Origin of the sequence: Luminiphilus sp. nBUS_16, assembly GCF_051201645.1 — a bacterium.
In the GTDB taxonomy this organism is placed as follows: Bacteria; Pseudomonadota; Gammaproteobacteria; order Pseudomonadales; family Halieaceae; genus Luminiphilus.
This window is the reverse complement of the sequence record NZ_CP179205.1, coordinates 1,673,357-1,695,190: the sequence shown is the minus strand read 5'-3', so window position 1 is coordinate 1,695,190 and position 21,834 is coordinate 1,673,357. Positions and strand designations below refer to the sequence as shown.

The following is a 21,834-nucleotide window of genomic DNA, read 5'->3' as shown; positions in this document are numbered from 1 at the left end:
ACCTAAAGCCTAGGACATCTGCTTCTTGATAAGAAAGGTGTAAACACCACTGGCGTCATCGACGCTACTGTCCACAAGTTCGTGCTCTAAAAATTTGCAGAACTGGGGGACATCCCGTTGAGTGGAAGGATCCGTCGCATTTAACCGCACATACCCAGCAGGTGCGGCCTTGCGAATCGCGTTGTGCAAAAGCATAACAGGCTCTGGACACTTCAACCCAACGGCATCTATCACTGCTGGCTCGGGTTTCAGCGGCGATTTTTGATCGTCCTCAATCAGCCGAGAGCGATGCGCGTTATCACGATACGCGCTCAAGAGTTCGGTTTTCGAAACCGCAGTGTCATGCGGTCGCTCTCGCCAATGGCCAAATATTTTTCACGATCGGCCTCATCGCCACTCAAACTCGGCGGTAACGTCCAAACACCACCGGGATAATCCTTGGTATCTCGAGAATTGGCGTTTATCTCACTGCGCGCATCTAACTCAAAGCCCGCAAGCTCAGCGTATTCAATCACCTGTTCCTCGGTGACGTAGGCAGTTTTACGCATGACATCCAAAGGAGTGCCTGGCTTAGCTCTGTGCTGGACCAAACCGAAAACCCCACCGGGCTTCACCGCGTCAAAAATTGCTGAAAAGTAGGTTTCCACCTGATCAGCGCGCATCCACGAATGGACGTTTCGGAACGCCACAGCAAGGTCTACGGTACCTGGCTCGGCAGGCACTAACGCCGCAGGCGGCTGCAGTTCAGTGACCACAACATCGCCGTAAACATCATTATTTTCGCCTAACTTGCGAAGAAAGCCCCCCAGAGAACGTCGCGTATAAGCACCGCCGTTAGGCGTGCCATGCGCCGCCAGATAAGTGCCTTGATCACGCAGCAAAACCGCTAGCACCTCGGTATACCACCCGCCACCCGGGGCAACTTCCATCACGGTCATGCCGGGGGTCAGTCCGAAAAACTGCAGAGTTTCTTTGGGATGCCTCGCTGCATTTCGCGCAGCGTTACCCTCGCTGCGATGGGTACCTGTTAATGCGGTATCCCAGTTAAGCTCGGCGTTTGCTAAAGAGGTAAGTGCCAGCGCGCTTATGAGAAAAGTGAACTTGATCAATTTCATCGATTATTCCTTTGGGTTCGAGGCAACAGAAATATCCCTCTTTCTGTTGATGAGTCTATCTGCTTTTAAGGTCGTTCTGTAATCGTAGATAGAGCAATATTTTTGCACTTGTCACGGGGTTACGGTACTCCCATTGAGGAAACATTTCGCTCCGGCCTATCAGGAGCTCTTGCGCACCGGGCCGTCATGAACTCTGTTCTGAGAGAAGTGTAATCGCTTTGCCACGCGACATCAGCTAGTCGGGGGATTGGTTTCGCCACCGGTGCAACAACCAACCCGCGAGCGCTGCGAGCGCAATAACGATGCCAATCACCAAGATACTCTCGAGCACCAGCCGGAACATATTGCTGGCCGGAACACCAACAATGTCGATTGCGCCCCAAAATAAAGCGCCCGTGGCTACGACTGCTAACAGTGAAGTTCTTACACGTCGTCTAAGGCGTTTATCCCAAAAATACGGCTTCACAGTTACTCAGGGATCCCAGAGGTAGCCGCCCCGGGGATTACTGGCGTCAACGATTCAACATCCGCATTTTGCCCTCGATGACGTAGCCAATGATCCATTAAAACCAGCGCGACCATAGCCTCAGCAATGGGAACAGCACGAATTCCCACGCAAGGATCATGTCGCCCTGTGGTGATGACCTCGGTAGCGTTTCCGGCAAGATCAATACTGTCGCCAGGAATTCTAATACTCGAGGTAGGCTTCAGAGCGATGCTGGCGATCAGGGGCTGACCCGATGAGATGCCACCAAGCACACCTCCGGCATTGTTGCTGGTGAACCCCCCGGGTGTAAGCGCATCTCGATGTTCAGATCCGCGTTGTTCAACTACGTTGAAACCAGCGCCAATCTCCACGCCTTTGACGGCGTTTATACCCATAAGTGCACTGGCAATTTCGGCATCGAGGCGATCAAAAATAGGTTCTCCCAAGCCCGGCGGCAAACCATCGGCAACAACCGTAACGCGCGCACCGATCGAATCTCCCGATTTATTGAGGGCCTGCATAAACTGCTCAAGCTCTGGGATAATCGCAGCATCGCCGCAAAAGAAGGGGTTGGTTTCGACAACGTTCCAGTCTAATGCCTCAGGGATAATAGGGCCCAGCTGCGCCAGGTGACCCCGAACAGAAACACCCTGAAGCGCCAGCCACTTTTTTGCAATTGCGCCGGCTGCGACACGCATTGCAGTTTCACGAGCTGACGAACGCCCTCCTCCTCGATAATCGCGCACGCCGTACTTTTGTTGGTACGTGTAATCAGCGTGGGCAGGTCTGAAGGTTTCTTTGATCTTGCTGTAGTCTTTAGAGCGCTGATCCGTGTTGCGAATTACAAGGCCTATCGAGGTCCCTGTTGTTCTACCTTCGAACACTCCTGACAAAATCTCGACCTCATCGGCTTCGCGACGCTGCGTGGTGAAGCGTGATTGGCCAGGCTTACGACGATCTAAATCTACCTGCAAGTCAGCCGTGGTTAATGACAATCCGGGCGGGCAGCCATCGATAACGGCCCCCAGAGCGGCACCATGGCTCTCTCCAAAAGTCGTTACCGTAAATAATTTTCCAAGTGTATTACCTGACATAGCTCAGCCTCCTTGGCGCATTATACCTGTGAAGACCCACTATCCGTGAGATCAATCGAAGCCTTCAGTTCGCTCGCTGAAACCACACATACACCATGCCCACCACTGGCTAATTCGAGCCATGTAAAGGCAATATCTGGATAACTGGCTATGAGTGCTGGGGCGCTGTTTCCCACTTCTAAAAATAACACGCCCTCGGGCGATAAAACGTATACAGCTTGTCGTAGGAGTTCGTGTACTAAATCAAGACCATCGTCCCCTGCCGCCAGCGCGATTCGGGGCTCATGATGAAACTCCCTTGGCAGATTAGCCATGTCCTCAGCATCGACATAGGGGGGGTTAGCTAAAATGATGTCCACCGACTCAGGGGCCAGTGTCGCCAGTAGATTTGCCTGCACGCACAGAGTATTTGGCAATGCCTGAGTGCGCCGATTGGCTTCAGCCAACGCTAAGGCTCGATTATCGATATCTAACAATAAAACAGACGTTTCGGGAGAGTGGTAGGCTGCTAACAACCCTAAACTACCCCCACCACAACAAACATCCACAATTCGCTTGGGTACAGAGTGGTCAAACCAGGGGCTATAGCCCTCGTGAATCACTGACATGAGCGGGGATCTGGGCACTAACGCGCGGTCATCGCACCAGAACGTGAGCGCACCCAAAGCCGCGTAACCAATAATGTAGGCAGTGGGAAGTCGATCCTCCAAGCGCTGCCGCAAAAATCCTTGCAGTTTTTCTAGCCCTTCTGGGGACACATCCAAGTCAAGAATCTCAGAACCCGTTAGCGGATCCAGCCCCTCTGCCGCGAGCACCAGCGCAACCGCCTCATCATGGGCATCGAGATAGCCATGACCGAAGTGCAGGTCTCCTGCCTCAAGCCGTGACTCCGTAGTAATCAGAATTTCTCGGAAGGTCGCCAACTGACTGCCCTAGTAACATTATGAGCTGCGCATGCTAACATCGCGCCTGAAATTTTGGAGGCCCTATGGAAGCGTATTGGCGAAGTATTATTGAGCACATTGGTGAGAACCCGGAGCGTCCAGGCTTGGTCGATACGCCCAAGCGCGCAGCCAAAGCCTTTGAGTTTTTAACTCAGGGTTACGACCAAGAACTGTCGAATGTCGTAAATGACGCCCTATTTCCCTCTGATTCTAGCGAGATGGTGCTCGTGCAAAACATTGAGCTCTATTCGCTCTGTGAACACCACCTACTCCCCTTCATCGGGCGTTGTCATGTAGCGTACCTGCCAGAGGGAAAGGTCTTGGGCCTTTCCAAGGTGGCGCGGGTTGTCGATATGTTCGCCCGCAGGCTTCAGATACAGGAACAACTCACAGTTCAGATCGCAAACAGCATTAAGCAGGTGACAGGCGCTCAGGGAGTTGGAGTTATCATTGAAGCCGAACACATGTGCATGATGATGCGAGGCGTTCAAAAGCAAAATTCGGTGACCAAGACATCCGCGATGCTAGGAACATTTAGATCCGATGCCCGAACTCGAGAGGAGTTTCTATCGTTACTGCAACTGCGATCAACGCATCGCTAAAACCGCAAAAGACGGGGGCCGCCACTATACAATGAGTCAATAAGATCAACGGCAAACGCAAAAATCTTACCTAAAGAGGCCACTACCCCACGAGATCGCGCACATTGACCACGCCAGCAGAAAACGCCGCTCTGATAATGTCACTCTGCCGCCTGAGGCCTAATTTTTGACGAATGGTATTTTTGTGAGCATGGATCGTTTTATCAGAAAGGCCTAACTCAAAACCGATTTCCTTGGGGCTGAAACCCAAGGCTAGACGTTTCAGCACATCGAGCTCACGCACACTGAGCAGGTTCACAGGAATTGCTTCGTCATCAATGTTAACGACTGACGCTCCCAGCTCCGCACCAAAAAAATGATTGCCCTGCATGATTGCGCGCAGAGCATCAACAAGCTGCTCATGGGTCGAGACCTTTGAGAGAAAACCCAGAGCACCAAACGCAATGGCATCATGCACGTAGTTCCGAGAATCCAACAGTGTAAAGACCAAAATGGCCAACTGTGGGTGCCGGTAAGTGAGCTCACGAATTTCGGACGTGACACTCTCATCCCCCAGCTGCAAATCCATTATCAGGACATCAGGCACCGCTACCTCAAACTGAGCGTTTAAGTCTGCAACTGATTGGAAGACGCCCTGAACTTCGAATTCAGGGATCGCATCCACAAGGGCACCGATACCGGCAGCGATAGTGGCATGGTCGTCCAAAATGACAACCTGATGGGTAGAAACAGAAGCGTCCATACCCGTAGTCTAGACTAGTCCGCTCATATGACCAAAGAAACTCTCTCGAGGCTGGGTAAGGCGTTCAATCCATGCCCTTTAACAACTTCTACAGCGACAATTTGGTGGCAACTATGAGAGCGGAGCGCCCTTAAAAAAACTCTAAATTTGGACTTCGCTATTGGCAACTGTGCCTAGCCCTCGCCCGTGACCAGCTATCGCTACCGACGCCCAGCCACCAGGCGCCAAGGGCGCCAAAGCCGTGCTATCGAGCCAATACCACAGGAGTTCAGACACAAAAGGTTGGTGACTGACCAGCAATACATGCTTCTCCTGCCGTTCAAAAACCGCCTCTACGTCTGTCAATACGGCACTTGGGGCGAGCCAAGCTTCTGCTGTAGGGGAAACTGCCAAAGCCTTTCCAACGATGTCTGCAGTTTGAAGCGTGCGTAACCAAGGGCTGCTTAAGACGCTCGTGACGCCGGGCAATAATTTATCGTGAGTACGTTCTTCAAAGCGCAATACCGCCTTGCTCAACGCTTGTATACCGAACGTCGTGAGCGCCCGATCACGATCACGGGGAGCACTACCCGCCTCCCCGTGGCGCCAAACAGTCACCAGCATGCTACTGGGCCATCTCCAAAAGCAGCTTGTTTAACCGACTGACGTAGGTGGCGGGATCGTCAAGGGTAGACCCTTCAGCGAGGGTTGCCTGGTCAAACAAAATCTGGGTGAGATCAGCAAAACGCTGCTCATCAGACTCCTGGTCCAGTCGCTGTATCAGTGGGTGCTCGGTATTAAGCTCTAACGTCGGCGGCGCATCTGGCACGGCCTGACCTGCCGCTTCCATGATACGGCGCATTTGCGCGCCCATTTCATGCTCACCGACGACCAGACATGCCGGTGACTCAGTCAGCCGAAGCGTGGGGCGCACCTCTGCAACCTTACCACCCAGTTCTTCCTTCATGCGCTCGATAAGGCTTTCGTGTGTTTTGCTGGCCGTCTCTAAAGCGGCCTTCTCTTCTTCGTTCTCAGTGTCAAATTCCAGACTCCCGCGAGCCACATCTTTCAGCTCTTTCCCGTCAAATTCCATGAGATGGCTCATCAACCACTCATCAATACGATCGGATAACAGCAGGACCTCGATACCCTTCTTTCGGAACACTTCCAAGTGCGGGCTGTTTTTTGCAGTAGCGTGATTTTCTGCCACGACGTACCAAATCGCATCCTGCCCTTCAGGCAGCCGCTCACAATATTCAGGAAGGCTGACCGTATGCTCGGGTGCATCGCTGTGGGTAGATGCAAAGCGCAGTAATTTTGCAATTTTTTCCTTATTCGCAAAGTCCTCTGCGGGGCCCTCTTTCAACACCTCTCCGAAGGTGTCCCAAAACTGCTGATATTGCTCTGGCTCTGACGTCGCCATTTTTTGCAACATATCCAATATTCTCTTGGACATGGCGCTCTTCATGGACTCGACGTTGCTATCCTGCTGCAAAATTTCGCGCGAGACGTTTAACGGCAAATCGTTAGAATCGAGCACGCCCTTCACAAACCGCAGGTATAACGGTAGGAACTGCTCAGCATCATCCATAATAAATGTGCGCTGAACATAGAGTTTTAAGCCTCTAGCCCCCTCACGATTCCACAGGTCAAAGGGCGCCTTTGCGGGAATGTACAAGAGCGATGTGTACTCAAGCTTGCCTTCAACCCTGTTGTGGCTCCACGTGGCAGGCTCCTCAAAGTCGTGTGAGATATGCTTGTAAAACGCTTGGTACTCCTCATCAGATACGTCGGTGCGACTTCGCGTCCAAAGGGCTTGCGCTTCGTTGACCGCCTCCCACTCAGCTGGGGCCACCTCAGCATCTTCAGCTTCGTCGTCACCGGCAGGCATATCAGTGGCCTTCAACATCATCACGGGCACTGAAATGTGGTCCGAGTATTTCTTAATGACACTGCGAATTCGAAATTCGGAGGCAAATTCATCGGCATCAGATTTAAGGTGCAAAATTACGGTCGTACCTGATGCATCCCGGTCTGACGCGGTCACGGAAAATTCAGCCTCACCCGCAGATTCCCAATGGGTCGCCTCTGAGCTAGGAGTGCCTGCTTTACGGGTAACCACCTCGACTCGGTCAGCGACAATAAATGCCGAATAAAACCCTACGCCAAACTGACCAATCAGTTGGGAGTCTTTTTTGTCATCGCCACTGAGATTATCTAGAAAAGCCGCCGTACCTGACTTCGCAATAGTCCCTAAATGCTCAATGACCTCGTCACGGCTCATGCCAATACCGTTATCGGAGATCGTGACCGTTTTCGCCTCGTCATCGACCCCAACCTGTATTTGATACTCGGAAACCCCCTCCGCTAACTTGCCATTCTCAATCACTGCAAAGCGATGTTTATCTATGGCATCTGATGCATTTGAAATTAACTCTCTGAGGAAGATTTCTCGATTCGAGTATAAAGAATGAATCATTAAATGAAGCAGCTTTTTAGCTTCAGTCTGAAAGCCCATTGTTTCAGTGTTGTTGGTTTCAGTGGCGGCAGTCATTGGCGTTTTTCCTAAGTTTTCGCTGTCACATGGGAGGTGGAGGCAAAGAGTCGAAATTTCAAGGCCGACACCATAACGCAGCGCCTCATTTTTAATTCCTGTCCTCAGCGGGTTTTCGCGCATTAGCAGCAACACCGCTGCCCATCAAAAGACGGCAGCCACATGGCAACACTGGTCGCGGGATGTGCTTTACGCCACACTGGCCTGCCATAATAGGCCCAAGGGCAAAGCACTAGATATTATGTTGGAAAAACGAGCAACCGGGGCTATTGATGCATTGCGGCGGGTTATTTTCCTTGTCTGCGCCTCGCTATGCCTTCACGGCACGCCTAGTTCAGCCGAGGATGCACTTGAATTCGATGTTGGGGGCCTCATGTTCGGGGACCTCTATCATCTTCCCAGCCACCACACCCCGGAGGGAGACAACGCAACCGGGGCCGTCCTTCGGCGCATCTTTCTGACCACAGATGTCCGTTATGGCCACGATTGGACGGGACGCCTGCGGTTCGAAGCCTTTCATGAGGGTGCTTTCGAGAATTACGAGCTCTCGCACCGAATACAAGACTTGGGTGTAGGAAAAAAACTGGCGGGACATCAGGTATCCGGTGGGCTGATACCGACAATATCCTTTGATCTTATTGAAGCTTTTTGGGGAAAACGCTACCTCATGCGCACGGCGCCAGACATGCAAGGGATTGCTGCGAGAGATCTCGGGATCTCCGCCAAGGGAAAGCTGAACCAATCCGGCAAGTGGTCATACCGAGCGATGTATGGGTCCAGCGAAACTTGGGAGGCTGATAAAAATCCCCACGACAAGTTCATGGGAGCCATGACCTGGCGACCTACGCCAGACGTACTCTTTGACGCCTATGTTGACCATGAAGCCCGCCCCGGTAACTTTGATCGCAGCACTTATCAGTTATTCGCCGCACAGCAGACTGAACCCTACTCGCTAGGGTTGCTCTACACCTATCAGGACCAGCAAGAAGACCCCACGCTCGAATTGGCGGCCCTAATGGGCGTGGCTCACTTTAGTGACAAAATCGATTTAATTACGCAGGTGCAGCGGCTGTTTCAGCCCAGTATCAAAGGCAATGATATTGCGTACATTCCCTTCGACCCCAGTGCGACCGCTACAAATATCGTCGCTGGCATTGAATACCAACTGTCCGACCATTTTTTCATCACCCCGAATATTGTGTACACCCACTACGGAGTCAATCCACAGGGGGTGCGACCTGAGGACGATCTTCATCTGCGGCTCACGTTTTTCTTTAATTACGAATAGTTTGTCAGGGGATTAGATTCTTTGAGAGCTAATCGCTGAAATTCCTGCAATCATTGCGCTGGCGGGTTGGCACGGCCACAAAGCGGGGAAGCAATTAAATAGAATGCGATTGGAAGTCTTGGAGGGGCCAGTCCCCGAAGTTTCTGAGGACTGGAGGAGCGATAACGCTGGCAAGGCTACAGGTAGCGCTTGCCAGCGGGCTATTTACCAGCCGGTTAGTTCCGCCATAGCTGCGCCAATATCAGCGAGGGAGCGGACCGTTCGTACACCGGCGTCTTCAAGTGCAGCAAACTTCTCATCCGCGGTGCCTTTGCCACCAGAAATAATGGCACCGGCGTGACCCATACGCTTACCCTTTGGCGCAGTAACACCAGCGATGTAGGACACAACGGGCTTGGAGACGTTGTCCTTAATAAAGGCTGCAGCTTCCTCTTCGGCAGTTCCACCAATCTCACCGATCATGACAATGGCTTCGGTTGAAGCATCTGCCTCAAACAAGGTCAAAATATCAATGAAATTAGATCCTGGTATAGGATCGCCACCAATCCCCACACAGGTTGACTGGCCAAAGCCAGCATCCGTTGTTTGCTTAACGGCCTCATAAGTCAGTGTGCCTGAGCGGGACACAATGCCTACACGCCCTGGCAAATGAATGTGACCCGGCATGATGCCAATTTTACAGGCTCCGGGTGTGATCACTCCTGGGCAGTTAGGCCCAATCAGCCGCACACCCAGCTCGTCACATTTAACTTTGCATTCGAGCATGTCTAATGTGGGGATGCCTTCGGTGATGCAGACAATCAGTTGTACTCCCGCATTTGCAGCCTCGAGGATCGAATCCTTACAAAAGGCAGCCGGCACATAAATCACTGATGCATCAGCGCCTGTTTGATCGACAGCCTCATCAACTGTGTTGAACACAGGCAAATCTAAATGCTTCTGACCGCCCTTGCCGGGAGTGACACCACCGACCATCTTAGTGCCGTAAGCGATGGCTTGCTCTGAATGAAAAGTTCCCTGAGAGCCTGTGAAGCCCTGACAAATAACCTTCGTGTTCTCATCGATTAAAATACTCATTGGGCACCTCCCGCGGCAGCGACGACTTGTTCTGCAGCGTCAGTCAGACTTGAAGCCGCTTTAATATTGAGCCCGCTATCGGCCAACACCTTCTGGCCAAGCTCGGCATTGTTACCTTCGAGCCTGACGACCACTGGAACAGTGACGCCCACTTCCTCGACGGCACCAATAACGCCCTCAGCAATAAGGTCACAACGAACAATTCCGCCAAAGATATTGATTAGAACGGCCTTAACATTTTCGTCCGAAAGGATGATTTTAAATGCTTCCGTGACCCGCTCTTTAGTGGCACCGCCGCCAACGTCTAAAAAGTTTGCAGGTGAACCCCCATGCAGCTTCACAATATCCATGGTTCCCATGGCTAAACCCGCACCGTTAACCATGCAGCCAATGCTGCCATCTAACGCCACGTAGTTGAGATCCCATTCCGCGGCGTGCGCCTCGCGAGCATCTTCCTGTGAAGGGTCATGCATCTCGCGAAGATCAGCGTGCCGATAAAGCGCATTGGAGTCGGCTACAATTTTAGCGTCAAGACAATGCAGGTTACCTTCGTCAGTGATCACCAATGGATTAACTTCGATTAGCGCCAGATCCTTGTCCTGAAACAGCTTTGCCAAACCGACAAAAATAGCGACAAACTGCTTAACCTGCGCTCCTTCCAGACCCAATTTGAAGGCCAGCTCGCGGCCTTGATAAGGCTGCGGACCCGTTAGTGGGTCAATTTCGGCTCGCAGGATTTTCTCTGGAGTCTCCTCGGCAACCTTTTCAATTTCAACGCCACCTTCAGTCGAAGCCATAAAAACGATGCGACGACTCGCTCTATCGAGAACTGCACCGAGGTAGAGCTCCTGATCAATATCGGTACACGTTTCAACCAGAATCCTCGAAACCGGCTGCCCATCGACATCTGTTTGGTAGGTTACTAAGCGCTTATCTAACCATTGCTCGGCAAAGGCTGCCGCGTCATCAGGGCTATCGACCAGCTTTACCCCTCCGGCCTTACCCCGGCCACCAGCATGTACTTGGGCCTTTACGACCCACTTATCGCCACCTATTTTTTCAGCTGCCGCACGTGCTTCTTCCGGTGTTGAAACCGCATGTCCCACCGATACTGGCAGACCATACTGGGCAAATAATGCCTTTCCTTGATACTCGTGAAGATTCATAAATTATCCCGCTTTTTTCGTTTCGGTGCGGAGTTAACCCAAGGCCACTCCCCCAATGCGCGCTCTTGTGCCTAGCGCTTTTTTCTATTTGCCATGTGAATGGCCTTACCATCGACTGCCAAGGCAGCTTCGTGAACTGCCTCAGATAGTGTGGGATGCCCAAACACCATCATCTGTATGTCCTCAGCACTAGAGCCAAACTCCATCGCTATGAGTAATTGTTGCACCAAATCAGCGGCAGATGGCCCCACGCAGTGAGCACCGAGCAGCTGGTCTGTATTCTCGTCGGCAATAATTTTGATCATGCCATCGCTGTCGCCAGCCGCCAGGGCGCGTCCAATTGCCGCGAAAGGGAAAGTGCCTACCTTAAATTTAACTCCCTCCGCTTTGAGCTCTTGCTCAGTCTTGCCAACGCCAGCAATCTCTGGATGGGTGTAAATAATTGAGGGGATCAAATCGTAGTTTAGTGGGTGATGATGCCCTGCTATTTGCTCGGCCACCATAACGCCCTCTTCCGAGCCTTTGTGCGCCAGCATGGGGCCTCTAACCATGTCACCAATAGCCCAAACTCCCGGCGCCTCTGTGGAGCAGACATCATTGACAAAAACGCAGCCGCGCTCGTCCATAGTGACGCCTGAGTCCTCGGCAAAAAGTTCGCCTGTCTGTGCTCTGCGACCTACAGAGACAATCAGCCGATCAAAGATTTCAGTGTGCGTCTCGTCGCCCGTTGCGTAGTTCACGTGGACTTTTCCATCAACGACTTCAGAGCCCGTGACGCGGGCACCGAGGCGGATATCTAGGCCCTGCTTTTTGAACAGTTTTTGGCCTTCTTTGGCAATCTGGGCGTCCATCGAAGGCAGAAAGCTATCCATCGCCTCCAACAGTACAACCTCAGCTCCGAGACGCCCCCAAACACTGCCCAACTCGAGTCCGATGACACCGGCACCAATCACACCGAGTCGTTCTGGCACGGCGTCGAAAACAAGCGCACCTGTTGAGTCAACGATATGGACCTGATCAACCGGAGCAACGGGTATGTCGATGGGCAATGACCCGGCTGCCAATACAATGTTTTCTGCCTCATAAACGGCTTCACTGCCATCAGGCGCCTGAACTTCAACCTTACGATTGGCCAGCAATTTTCCTCGTCCCTGAACAACATCAATCTGATTGTGCTTCAGCAAGCCGGCCACACCGCCCGTCAGCTGACCCACAATTTGGTCTTTGCGTTGCATCATTGTTGCGACATTAATTTGGGGATCACCGAGACCAATTCCGTGGTCTGAAAAATGCTCTTTTGCTTCGAGAAATTTGTGGGAGCTGTCTAGTAGCGCTTTTGAGGGAATACAACCCACGTTTAGGCACGTGCCGCCTAAAACCGGCTTGCCTTTATCGTCTGCCCATTGCTCAACAACGGCCACTTTCTTGCCTAGCTGTGCGCAGCGGATGGCACATACATAGCCGGCAGGACCGGAACCGATAACAATTACGTCGTATGCTGCTGTCATGTTCTTCTTCCTGTGGAGGATGTCATCAGAGTTGTAAGAGAATGCGCGCTGGGTCTTCGATGAACCCTTTGACCGTCACTAAAAACTGTACGGCTGTCTTGCCGTCTATTAGCCGATGGTCGTAGGACAACGCCAAATACATCATTGGCTGAATAACCACTTCGCCATTCACAGCAACGGGCCGCTCCTGAATGGTATGCATGCCGAGTATGCCGGTCTGCGGTGGATTCAAAATAGGCGTTGACAACAAAGAGCCAAAAACGCCGCCGTTAGATACTGTGAACGTGCCGCCGGTCATCTCTTCTATCGTGAGCTTTTTATCTTGGGCTTTTAACCCTAAATCTCTAATAGCCGCCTCGACGTCGGCAATACTCATGAAGTCAGCATCACGAAGCACCGGCACCACTAACCCGTCATTGGTTGAAACCGCCACGCCAATATCCTGGTAACCGTGATACACCACATCACTGCCATCAATAGACGCATTTACCGCTGGATACCGTTTTAAAGCTTCGCAACAGGCTTTCACGAAGAAGCCCATAAACCCTAAGCGGGTTCCATTGTGCGCCTTTTCAAAGCTCTCTTTATACTGACTACGAAGCTTCATGAGCGGCGCCATATTCACTTCATTAAAAGTGGTTAGCATTGCTGTCTGCTGTGTCGCCTCGAGCAACCGCTCGGCAATTCGAGAGCGCATCCGGGTCATAGGTACCCGTTTCTCAATGCGTTCGCCGGATGGTCCATAAGCGGCATCGGATACGCTCGCCTGGGGTGCCGTGACCGAGTCTGCTGGCGCTGCCTTAGTTTGAGGCGCCTCCGATTGAGAAGCGGTTTTGAGATGCTTAGTGACATCTTCCTTGGTGATTCGACCACCCTTGCCGGTGCCTTCTATCGCATTAGCATCGAGGCCGTGCTCATCTACCAAGGCACGAGCGGCGGGCCCCATCGTATTGTCGCCACTTTCAGACCGGGCTGACTCAGCCCCTTCCGGGGCAGCCTCAGTGCTGGCCGCGGGCTTTGTGACCTCGCCAACTTCAAGCACCGCAAGCAGCGCCTCACTCTCTATGGTGTCGCCCTCTGCAGCGACAATAGATGTGAGAATCCCTGACTCTGGCGCGACAACTTCCATAACGACCTTGTCGGTTTCTATCTCGACCAATAACTCGTCGCGGGCGACGGAATCGCCCTCGGCTTTGTGCCAAGCCGCGACCTCACCATCGGCGACAGACTCGGGAAATGCCGGTGCCTTAATTTCAATTGCCATGATTTTTTTCCTACTTAAATCCTGATCAATTACCCCAGGGCATAGGGCCCAGGGCTTCGTTTATGAAACTTTCCTGCTGTTTTAAGTGCAATGCTGTATAGCCGGCGGCGACCGAGGCTGACGCCTCCCTGCCCGCATAACGCAAATACACATCAACTTTGTGGCGCTGGATAACGCGACGCATATTGTGCTGGCTCGCGTACCAAGCCCCTTGATTCATTGGCTCTTCCTGGCACCAAATCGCGTCTTCAATATTGGTGTATGGGGCCAACACTCTAGCCAGATCATTTTCAGGGAACGGGTAGAGCTGCTCCATACGAATAATCGCAATATTGTCGATTTCTCGCTCGCGACGCGCCGCACGCAAGTCATAAAAAACCTTGCCTGAGCATAAAATGACGCGCTTCACCGAAGTGGGGTCGAGCTGATCTGTTTCATCTAGGACAGTCTCAAATCTTCCATCGGCCAGCTCTTCTAGCGTCGAGGTCGCCTCTTTGTGACGCAGCAAACTTTTTGGCGACATCACGATCAGCGGCTTGCGTAAAGGTCGAATAGCTTGACGACGCAGCATGTGAAAAACCTGCGCCGGGGTGGTTGGCATGCAGACCTGCATATTTTCTTCAGCACACATCTGCAAATAGCGCTCAAGTCGAGCGGATGAATGCTCAGGCCCCTGCCCTTCGTAGCCATGAGGCAGCAACATGGTTAAGCCGCAAACTCGGGACCACTTATGCTCTCCGCTGGCAATGAACTGATCAATAACCACCTGAGCGCCGTTGGCAAAGTCACCAAACTGCGCCTCCCAGACCACCAACCCGGTTGGCGATGTCGTCGCGTAGCCATATTCGAAAGCCAGCACGGCTTCCTCAGATAAGAGCGAATCATAAATCCGGAAATCGGCTTGATTGTCGTCAAGGTGCTGCAACGCAATGTGCCGCCCCACTTCTTTCTGATTGTGGATGACAGCGTGACGGTGCGAAAAGGTGCCGCGGCCGATATCCTGCCCCGTCATACGCACTGGGAACTGTTCCACTAACAGCGATGCGTAGGCCATAATTTCGGCAAAACCCCAGTTTATCTCCTGACCACCAACACCCATTTTGCGGCGATCTTCCAAAAGCTTGGTGACCTGGCGCTGCACCGCGAACCCCTCCGGGGCACTCGCAATTTTTTCGGAGAGAAGTCTCAGCTGCCCAAGCGGGAAACGGGTATCGCATTCAACAGTCCAGGGATGGCCCAAATAAGGCCCCCAATCGACAAACAACCTGTTGTTGGGCTCCATTACTAAAGAGCTGACCAGAGGTTCTCCACGCTCTAAAGACTCCCGATAACGGGCCATTAAGGCGACGTCCTCTTCCTCCGTTAACATGTTCTCGGCAATGAGTCGCTGAGCGTATAGGTCACGGGTTGTTGGATGCGTTTTAATGGCTGCATACATTTGGGGCTGAGTGACTGCGGGCTCATCCGCCTCGTTGTGGCCACGCCTGCGGTAGCAAATGAGATCAATAACCACATCCCGTTTAAAAGTGTTCCTGAAATCAACCGCTAGCTGCGTAACAAAAACGACCGCTTCGGGATCATCTGCATTGACATGAAAGATTGGTGCCTGAACCATCTTGGCAACGTCAGTGCAGTACTCGGTAGAGCGTGCATCAATACGATCGCTGGTGGTAAAGCCCACTTGGTTGTTAAGAACAATGTGCAGCGTCCCGCCGGTTTTATACCCCCGAGTCTGAGACATTTGAAACGTCTCCATCACGACACCCTGCCCAGCAAATGCGGCATCCCCGTGGATCACGATAGGAACAACCGAATCCCCCTCAGGATCATCACGGCGATCCTGTCGTGCTCGAACAGATCCCTCGACAACGGGAGAAACAATTTCTAAATGAGAGGGGTTAAAAGCGAGCGCAAGATGGACTTCACCACCGCTTGTCATCACATTTGAAGAAAATCCTTGGTGGTATTTAACATCACCAGAACCGGTGTATTCAGCGCGTCCTTCAAACTCATCAAACAGTTCGCCAGGGTTTTTCCCCAAAATGTTGATCAGCACGTTTAACCGTCCCCGGTGGGCCATGCCAATCACGATCTCTTTGGCGCCATAACCCCCAATGCGCTCAATCGCCTCAGACATCATGGGGATCAGGCTTTCGCCTCCCTCAAGACCAAAGCGCTTGGTGCCCGGGTACTTCGAACCTAAGGACTTCTCAAGCCCCTCAGCTTTGATTAACCGCCGCAAAACCTGCAGGCGTTGCTCCCGAGAAAACTCGGGGGCCGAACGCACTGACTCCATCCGACTCATGATCCAGTGGCGCTGTTCTGTGTCCACAATATGCATGAATTCAGCGCCAATGGTATGGCAGTAAGTACGCTGCAGCGCATCTACGATGTCGCGCAGTGTGGCGTCGCTCGCACCGTGATAAAGGCTCCCGACCTGAAAAACAGTATCGGCATCTGCCTCGCTGAGCTGATGAAAAGCCAAATCTAAATCGGGAACCGTCGCTCTAGGATACAAGCCAAGAGGATCAAGTGAAGCCTGCTGGTGTCCACGCTGTCGATATGCTGAGATCAATTGAACAACTTGTACTTGCTTCCGCTCATACTCAGTGGCCTGTGAGTCATGAGCCACTGTTGCTTCGGTTCTAACCCGCATCTTGCTTATCGCGGCGAACTGGTCCCTAACCACCGAGTGGGGAACGTCACGCAATGCTGAATTTTCGGTTTTGACCCTTGGGAGGCGATCAAAGTAATCGCGCCATTCCGGGGTAATGGCATTGGGGTCAACAAGGTATTGTTCGTACAGCGACTCAACGTAGGCTGCGTTTGAACCCGAAATGTGGGAAGACCCCCACAACTCCAGCATTCCCTGCAATGCAGAGGATTGTGCCATGTTTGACTCCGTGCTTCTTCGTTACCGCTGATTGAAGGGTCGCGCATGACAAGGCGATCCCCACCCGCGCGTCTCCAAATACCTTCAAATAAGCGCAGCCCCCGATGAGACCCCGCTATTTTAATCGCAACTGATCCACGGGTGTAGGTTTCGCCCCCTGAAATACGGGAAATCCGGGGAGTTTATCTGTTCTTTTGTCACAATATTCTAAAGCGGAATATCAATCATGCTTTCAGGCTATGCGAGTCTTTTATGCACTAAAAAGGGGCGCAAGGCCCCCTCTTCGCTTATTCTTTAGCCGCCAGTCCCAGCGGTAAAGGCACTAGGTGGCGCGATTGAGCAGCATCGTGCGAATGTGGCCAATGGCTTTAGTGGGGTTCAAACCCTTGGGGCAAACGTTGACACAATTCTGGATCCCATGGCACCGGAACACACTGAAGGGGTCATCAAGTTTGGCCAGACGCTCGTCGGTCGCCGTGTCACGACTATCGGCCAAGAAGCGATAGGCTTGAAGCAACCCTGCAGGCCCGATAAACCTATCGGGATTCCACCAGAAAGACGGGCAACTAGTAGAGCAACAGGCGCAAAGAATACACTCATAGAGCCCATCGAGTTGAGAGCGATCTTCAGGCGTTTGCAGCCGCTCAATGGCAGGAGCGGGTGAGTTGTTTTGGAGGAACGGTTGAATCTTCTCGTACTGCGCGTAAAAGAGGCTCATATCAACAACGAGATCCCTTATTACCGGAAGCCCCGGTAAAGGCCGCACCACCAGCTTGTCATTTTTAACGGTTTCAGACAGCGGCGTAATACAAGCTAAACCATTCTTACCATTGATATTGAGTCCATCTGAGCCGCAGACACCCTCTCGGCAGCTTCGTCGGTAAGTGACACTGCTGTCGTGACCGGCTTTAATTGCCTCCAGCACGTCCAAGACCATCAGGTCTTTTCCCTCGGTATCGAATTCGAACTCCTGCATGTGTGGAGCGTTGTCTACCTCAGGGTTGTAGCGATAAATACTGACCTGCAACATACCAATATCTCCCAAGCCAAATAATCAATAAGAACGGATTTGCGGTTCAAAGGTTTCTACAGTGCTGGGGGTGAAGTTAACGCCCCGCTTGCTGACCTTTTTACCTTCACTGTGATACACCGAATGACATAGCCAGTTTTCGTCGTCGCGCTCGGTGAAGTCTTCTCGTGCATGGGCACCGCGACTTTCGTTACGGGCTTCTGCCACGACAGCGGTGGCTTCTGCAACCTCAAACAAATTGTGGAGCTCGAGTGCCTCGATACGCGCAGTGTTGAACGCATCTGATTTGTCCTCCAGCGCGACATTTTCTACGCGGCCACGGAGCTCTGCCAGCTTCGCAATACCCTCTTGCATGAAATCACCGCGACGGAACACGCCAAAGTGATTCTGCATGGTGTTTTGAAGCTCTCGACGCAAATCGGCGACGTTCTCCCCACCTTTACTCTCGTTGAGGTGCCGCAGTCGTTCGCCCGCCGCATCGATGTCACTCTGGGACGACTCGCGCAAATCAATACCGTCGCGCAGTGCACTCTCAATAAATAGCCCGGAAGCACGGCCAAAGACCACAAGATCTAACAGTGAATTGCCACCCAATCGGTTGGCTCCGTGAACCGAAACGCAGGCCACTTCGCCGCAAGCATATAGCCCGGGAATAATGTGATCGTTGCCTTGGTCATCAACAGTAATCGCCTGTCCGTTAACGTTGGTGGGAATACCCCCCATCATGTAGTGACAGGTAGGCACCACGGGAATTGGCTCTTTGACCGGATCAACGTGGGCGAAAGTGCGGCTCAACTCGCAAATACCTGGCAGCCGCGACTCTAAAACGTCCTCACCCAAATGGTCCAGTTTCAGCTTTACGTGATCCCCATGTTCGCCACAGCCCCGGCCCTCGAGAATTTCCAGCACCATAGACCGCGCCACTACGTCTCGACCCGCCAAATCTTTGGCGTTGGGTGCATAGCGCTCCATAAAGCGCTCGCCATCCTTGTTGATCAGATAGCCGCCCTCGCCCCTGCAACCCTCGGTCACAAGGGTGCCCGCGCCGTAGATGCCTGTGGGATGGAACTGCCACATTTCCATATCCTGGACCGGCACACCTGCGCGCAACCCCATCCCGATGCCGTCACCGGTATTGATGTGGGCATTGGTCGTTGAAGCATAGATACGCCCAGCGCCGCCCGTGGCAAATACCGTCGCCTTAGATTTCACAAAAACGGTTTCGCCGGTCTCTATGCAGATGGCGATTACGCCCGTGACAGCGCCGTCTTGGTTTTTCACCAAATCGACAGCGAACCACTCGTTGAAGAATACCGTCTCGTTTTTGACGTTGTTTTGATACAGGGTGTGCAACAGCGCGTGGCCGGTACGGTCAGCGGCTGCACAGGTGCGCGCGGCTTGCCCGCCTTTGCCGTAGTCCTTCGACTGGCCACCAAAGGGCCGCTGGTAAATACGGCCCTCTTCGGTGCGCGAGAAGGGAAGACCCATGTGCTCAAGCTCAAAAATGGCCTCGGGGCCCACAGAACACATGTACTCAATGGCATCTTGGTCGCCAATATAATCAGACCCCTTAACGGTGTCATACATGTGCCAGCGCCAATCGTCGTTGGGATCGGAACTTGCAATAGCGCAGGTTATGCCACCTTGTGCAGAGACCGTGTGCGAGCGCGTTGGAAAGACCTTAGAGATAACGGCCGTTTTGTAGCCAGACTGTGACAGCTGTAACGCCGCGCGCATTCCAGCACCGCCGCCACCTACAATCACTCCATCAAAAGAAATAGTTCGCATTCTCAGCTCCAATCGCTCAGTCAGGCGGGGTTATAGCGCAAATCTCACAGAATCCAAGCGAGAAAGATCATCCCCAAAGAATTTGTATGACCCATAAAAGGTAAATCACCAGCGCAAATACCGTTCCAAGCTGGCAAAACCGACGGATAAAGTGGCCCCGCGGCCCTAGCATCCGTTCGGTAAGATAGTCTGTGTAGACAGCCCAAAGGCCAATCCAAGCATGCGCCGCCAACGACATCGCCGCGAGTAAAGTGAAAATCCGCATGGCAGTGGTATCGTTTATCGCCTTCCATGTGGCGTAATCATCGACCCCGCCCAACAAAATTCCTGCCAAGCACACGAAATAGGCGAGTAGAACCAAACTCGTAACACGCTGTATGAGCCAGTCTGAAAGGCCCGAGCGGCTGAAGCTAGTGACCTGAGTTACCATATCGCAACACCCCACACAGCCGATAAAATTACCGCAAGTGCGATGACGATCCGAGCCCCTGTCACCCCACCCTTCATGGTTTCACCAATACCGAAATCCATAATGATATGTTTAACGCCTGATAGCGCGTGATAACTCAGCGCAGATGCTATGAGCCACAGAATGGCTTTGCTCAGGGGCATTGTTAGTGTTGACGCGACACTATTGAACCCCTCCTCAGAGCGCAGGCTAGTGTCGAGAGCCCATACCATGAGTCCACTCACCAAGAACAAAAACACACCGGACAGGCGGTGAGTAATTGACACGTAAGCAGTGATAGGCAGCTTCATGGAGCCGAGATCCAGATTAACCGGACGTTTGTCCTTACTGACCAAAGGTTTCACAGGGTGGTTCCTTGCGTTATCTAGTGAGAGGGCTGAAAGGCCGCGCCACATTATATGCTTACGTCACAGCCCTGACAATTTTATGTTTTAAACAACTCAAAATAACTCTACTGTGGGACTTTCTAAATTGACTTTCTCTGAGCGCGGCATATAGTTTGGCGCTCCCCGCAACTGCTGTTCCAGGAATTACTGATGAGCGATAAAAAAGCCACACTGTCAATAGACCACGGAAACGGGTCCGTCGACTCCATCGATTTACCCGTTTTTCAGGCTGAACTCGGCCCAGATGTCGTTGGCGTCGGCAGCCTTACAAGCAACGGACTCTTTACCTACGACCCGGGTTTTACCTCCACAGCGGCCTGCGAATCGAAAATCACATTCATTGATGGCGAGAAAGGCATTTTGCTGCACAGAGGCTATCCCATCGAACAACTCGCTGCAGAGAGCAACTACCTAGAAACCTGCTATCTGTTGCTCTACGGAGAGCTACCCTCTGCTGAAGAGCGCGATGAATTCGTCAGTACGATGCATCAGCACACCATGGTCCACGAGCAGATTAGAACTTTTTTCAATGGATTTCGCCGAGATGCGCACCCCATGGCAATTATGTGCGGCGTTGTTGGAGCGCTGTCAGCGTTCTACCATGACTCAACCGATATTTCTGATCCATACCACCGCAAGGTAGCGGCATACCGCCTTATCGCAAAAATGCCTACCATTGCTGCAATGAGCTACAAGTTCAGTATCGGACAGCCGTTTATGTATCCCGATAACAGCATGGACTACGCAACTAACTTCCTGCACATGATGTTTGGCGTTCCCTGCGAACCCAGCAAGATTTCCCCCACTATTGCCCGGGCGATTGATCGTATTTTCTTGCTCCATGCAGATCACGAGCAAAACGCGTCCACTTCCACGGTTAGGCTCGCAGGGTCGTCACAGGCCAACCCGTTTGCTTGTATCGCAGCTGGAATCGCCGCCCTCTGGGGGCCCTCACATGGCGGAGCCAACGAGGCCGTCGTGAAAATGCTTGAGGAAATCGGCACCGTAGATAACATCGATAAATTCATCGCTAAAGCCAAAGACAAAAATGACCCCTTCCGGCTCATGGGGTTTGGTCACCGCGTTTACAAAAACTTTGATCCCCGAGCGAAGGTTATGAAGCAGGCGGCTGATGAAGTTCTTGCTGAACTGGGCATTCACGATGAAATGTTGGAAATTGCCAAGCGACTCGAAGAAATTGCATTGCAGGACCCCTATTTCATTGAGAAGAAGTTGTACCCGAACGTTGACTTTTATTCGGGAATTATTCTGAAAGCCCTGGGAATACCCACATCGATGTTCACCGTCATTTTCGCCATTGGGCGAACCGTAGGTTGGATAGCCCACTGGAATGAGATGATCTCAGGGAGCTACCGAATCGGCCGTCCAAGGCAGCTGTACACCGGGTATCAACAGCGAGACTATGTGTCCCTAGACAAACGCTAAGC

At 52.4% G+C, this 21,834-nt stretch carries 20 protein-coding genes; 3 read left to right on the top strand and 17 right to left on the bottom strand.

Annotated elements, in window-relative coordinates:
- Nucleotides 1-9 precede the first annotated feature (9 nt).
- The 5 genes from tusA to prmB all read right to left on the bottom strand — a co-directional run bounded on the left by tusA (nucleotide 10) and on the right by prmB (nucleotide 3,619).
- Entirely contained in the window at nucleotides 10-234 is a 225-nt protein-coding gene (tusA, locus tag ACMAY6_RS07490) for a sulfurtransferase TusA (RefSeq protein WP_435215971.1), read from the bottom strand.
- 77 nt (nucleotides 235-311) lie between these two features.
- Entirely contained in the window at nucleotides 312-1,115 is an 804-nt protein-coding gene (locus ACMAY6_RS07485) for a class I SAM-dependent methyltransferase (RefSeq protein ID WP_435215813.1), read from the bottom strand.
- A gap of 235 nt (nucleotides 1,116-1,350) precedes the next feature.
- Nucleotides 1,351-1,581, bottom strand: a complete 231-nt coding sequence (locus ACMAY6_RS07480) for a hypothetical protein (RefSeq protein ID WP_435215811.1) — start codon at nucleotides 1,579-1,581, stop codon at nucleotides 1,351-1,353.
- 2 nt (nucleotides 1,582-1,583) lie between these two features.
- The gene (aroC, locus tag ACMAY6_RS07475) at nucleotides 1,584-2,696 is read right to left on the bottom strand and encodes a chorismate synthase (RefSeq protein ID WP_435215809.1); all 1,113 of its coding nucleotides are present in this window, start codon (nucleotides 2,694-2,696) and stop codon (nucleotides 1,584-1,586) included.
- Nucleotides 2,697-2,716: 20 nt separating this feature from the next.
- Complete coding sequence (gene prmB, locus ACMAY6_RS07470) at nucleotides 2,717-3,619, bottom strand: 50S ribosomal protein L3 N(5)-glutamine methyltransferase (RefSeq protein WP_435215807.1); 903 nt, start codon at nucleotides 3,617-3,619, stop codon at nucleotides 2,717-2,719.
- A 65-nt stretch (nucleotides 3,620-3,684) separates the two neighbouring features.
- Between prmB and folE the strand changes: the two genes are divergently transcribed.
- Entirely contained in the window at nucleotides 3,685-4,242 is a 558-nt protein-coding gene (gene folE / locus ACMAY6_RS07465) for a GTP cyclohydrolase I FolE (RefSeq protein ID WP_435215805.1), read from the top strand.
- 82 nt (nucleotides 4,243-4,324) lie between these two features.
- Here folE and ACMAY6_RS07460 read toward each other — a convergent pair whose 3' ends face one another.
- The 3 genes from ACMAY6_RS07460 to htpG form a co-directional block, all read right to left on the bottom strand.
- Nucleotides 4,325-4,984: a response regulator gene (locus ACMAY6_RS07460; RefSeq protein ID WP_435215803.1), complete on the bottom strand. Its 660-nt coding sequence runs from the start codon at nucleotides 4,982-4,984 to the stop codon at nucleotides 4,325-4,327.
- Between the two features lie 141 nt (nucleotides 4,985-5,125).
- On the bottom strand, nucleotides 5,126-5,587 hold the full coding sequence (locus ACMAY6_RS07455) for a SixA phosphatase family protein (RefSeq protein WP_435215801.1): 462 nt from the start codon (nucleotides 5,585-5,587) through the stop codon (nucleotides 5,126-5,128).
- 1 nt (nucleotide 5,588) lies between these two features.
- Complete coding sequence (htpG, locus tag ACMAY6_RS07450) at nucleotides 5,589-7,517, bottom strand: molecular chaperone HtpG (RefSeq protein ID WP_435215800.1); 1,929 nt, start codon at nucleotides 7,515-7,517, stop codon at nucleotides 5,589-5,591.
- 241 nt (nucleotides 7,518-7,758) lie between these two features.
- Here htpG and ACMAY6_RS07445 point away from each other — a divergent pair, with 241 nt between their 5' ends.
- Nucleotides 7,759-8,805, top strand: a complete 1,047-nt coding sequence (locus ACMAY6_RS07445; protein ID WP_435215798.1) for a hypothetical protein — start codon at nucleotides 7,759-7,761, stop codon at nucleotides 8,803-8,805.
- A 204-nt stretch (nucleotides 8,806-9,009) separates the two neighbouring features.
- Here ACMAY6_RS07445 and sucD read toward each other — a convergent pair whose 3' ends face one another.
- The 9 genes from sucD to sdhC form a co-directional block, all read right to left on the bottom strand.
- Nucleotides 9,010-9,882 (bottom strand): succinate--CoA ligase subunit alpha, encoded by an 873-nt coding sequence (gene sucD, locus ACMAY6_RS07440; protein ID WP_435215796.1) that lies wholly within the window; start codon nucleotides 9,880-9,882, stop codon nucleotides 9,010-9,012.
- On the bottom strand, nucleotides 9,879-11,048 hold the full coding sequence (sucC, locus tag ACMAY6_RS07435; RefSeq protein WP_435215794.1) for an ADP-forming succinate--CoA ligase subunit beta: 1,170 nt from the start codon (nucleotides 11,046-11,048) through the stop codon (nucleotides 9,879-9,881). Before sucC ends, sucD begins: the two co-directional genes overlap by 4 nt.
- 71 nt (nucleotides 11,049-11,119) lie before the next feature.
- Nucleotides 11,120-12,556: a dihydrolipoyl dehydrogenase gene (gene lpdA, locus ACMAY6_RS07430; protein ID WP_435215793.1), complete on the bottom strand. Its 1,437-nt coding sequence runs from the start codon at nucleotides 12,554-12,556 to the stop codon at nucleotides 11,120-11,122.
- A 25-nt stretch (nucleotides 12,557-12,581) separates the two neighbouring features.
- Nucleotides 12,582-13,820, bottom strand: coding sequence for a 2-oxoglutarate dehydrogenase complex dihydrolipoyllysine-residue succinyltransferase (gene odhB, locus ACMAY6_RS07425; protein WP_435215791.1), 1,239 nt, complete (start codon nucleotides 13,818-13,820; stop codon nucleotides 12,582-12,584).
- A 25-nt stretch (nucleotides 13,821-13,845) separates the two neighbouring features.
- The gene (locus ACMAY6_RS07420; RefSeq protein WP_435215789.1) at nucleotides 13,846-16,713 is read right to left on the bottom strand and encodes a 2-oxoglutarate dehydrogenase E1 component; all 2,868 of its coding nucleotides are present in this window, start codon (nucleotides 16,711-16,713) and stop codon (nucleotides 13,846-13,848) included.
- 322 nt (nucleotides 16,714-17,035) lie between these two features.
- On the bottom strand, nucleotides 17,036-17,743 hold the full coding sequence (locus tag ACMAY6_RS07415) for a succinate dehydrogenase iron-sulfur subunit (protein WP_435215788.1): 708 nt from the start codon (nucleotides 17,741-17,743) through the stop codon (nucleotides 17,036-17,038).
- Nucleotides 17,744-17,767: 24 nt separating this feature from the next.
- Entirely contained in the window at nucleotides 17,768-19,531 is a 1,764-nt protein-coding gene (gene sdhA / locus ACMAY6_RS07410; RefSeq protein ID WP_435215787.1) for a succinate dehydrogenase flavoprotein subunit, read from the bottom strand.
- Between the two features lie 67 nt (nucleotides 19,532-19,598).
- Complete coding sequence (gene sdhD, locus ACMAY6_RS07405; protein ID WP_435215785.1) at nucleotides 19,599-19,961, bottom strand: succinate dehydrogenase, hydrophobic membrane anchor protein; 363 nt, start codon at nucleotides 19,959-19,961, stop codon at nucleotides 19,599-19,601.
- Nucleotides 19,955-20,344 carry a succinate dehydrogenase, cytochrome b556 subunit gene (gene sdhC, locus ACMAY6_RS07400; RefSeq protein ID WP_435215783.1) on the bottom strand — a complete coding sequence of 130 codons (390 nt, stop codon included), beginning with the start codon at nucleotides 20,342-20,344 and terminating at the stop codon, nucleotides 19,955-19,957. The genes sdhD and sdhC overlap by 7 nt, the downstream gene beginning before the upstream one ends.
- A 192-nt stretch (nucleotides 20,345-20,536) precedes the next feature.
- Here sdhC and ACMAY6_RS07395 point away from each other — a divergent pair, with 192 nt between their 5' ends.
- Complete coding sequence (locus ACMAY6_RS07395; protein ID WP_435215782.1) at nucleotides 20,537-21,832, top strand: citrate synthase; 1,296 nt, start codon at nucleotides 20,537-20,539, stop codon at nucleotides 21,830-21,832.
- The last annotated feature ends 2 nt before the right edge of the window (nucleotides 21,833-21,834 follow it).

Bases quoted from the DNA above. Each gene is read 5' to 3' on its own strand.
- ACMAY6_RS07485 (WP_435215813.1), bottom strand. From the start codon at position 1,115: ATGAAATTGATCAAGTTCACTTTTCTCATAAGCGCGCTGGCACTTACC.
- aroC (WP_435215809.1), bottom strand. From the start codon at position 2,696: ATGTCAGGTAATACACTTGGAAAATTATTTACGGTAACGACTTTTGGA.
- folE (WP_435215805.1), top strand. From the start codon at position 3,685: ATGGAAGCGTATTGGCGAAGTATTATTGAGCACATTGGTGAGAACCCG.
- ACMAY6_RS07460 (WP_435215803.1), bottom strand. From the start codon at position 4,984: ATGGACGCTTCTGTTTCTACCCATCAGGTTGTCATTTTGGACGACCAT.
- ACMAY6_RS07455 (WP_435215801.1), bottom strand. From the start codon at position 5,587: ATGCTGGTGACTGTTTGGCGCCACGGGGAGGCGGGTAGTGCTCCCCGT.
- htpG (WP_435215800.1), bottom strand. From the start codon at position 7,517: ATGACTGCCGCCACTGAAACCAACAACACTGAAACAATGGGCTTTCAG.
- ACMAY6_RS07445 (WP_435215798.1), top strand. From the start codon at position 7,759: ATGTTGGAAAAACGAGCAACCGGGGCTATTGATGCATTGCGGCGGGTT.
- sucD (WP_435215796.1), bottom strand. From the start codon at position 9,882: ATGAGTATTTTAATCGATGAGAACACGAAGGTTATTTGTCAGGGCTTC.
- sucC (WP_435215794.1), bottom strand. From the start codon at position 11,048: ATGAATCTTCACGAGTATCAAGGAAAGGCATTATTTGCCCAGTATGGT.
- lpdA (WP_435215793.1), bottom strand. From the start codon at position 12,556: ATGACAGCAGCATACGACGTAATTGTTATCGGTTCCGGTCCTGCCGGC.
- odhB (WP_435215791.1), bottom strand. From the start codon at position 13,820: ATGGCAATTGAAATTAAGGCACCGGCATTTCCCGAGTCTGTCGCCGAT.
- ACMAY6_RS07420 (WP_435215789.1), bottom strand. From the start codon at position 16,713: ATGGCACAATCCTCTGCATTGCAGGGAATGCTGGAGTTGTGGGGGTCT.
- ACMAY6_RS07415 (WP_435215788.1), bottom strand. From the start codon at position 17,743: ATGTTGCAGGTCAGTATTTATCGCTACAACCCTGAGGTAGACAACGCT.
- sdhA (WP_435215787.1), bottom strand. From the start codon at position 19,531: ATGCGAACTATTTCTTTTGATGGAGTGATTGTAGGTGGCGGCGGTGCT.
- sdhD (WP_435215785.1), bottom strand. From the start codon at position 19,961: ATGGTAACTCAGGTCACTAGCTTCAGCCGCTCGGGCCTTTCAGACTGG.
- ACMAY6_RS07395 (WP_435215782.1), top strand. From the start codon at position 20,537: ATGAGCGATAAAAAAGCCACACTGTCAATAGACCACGGAAACGGGTCC.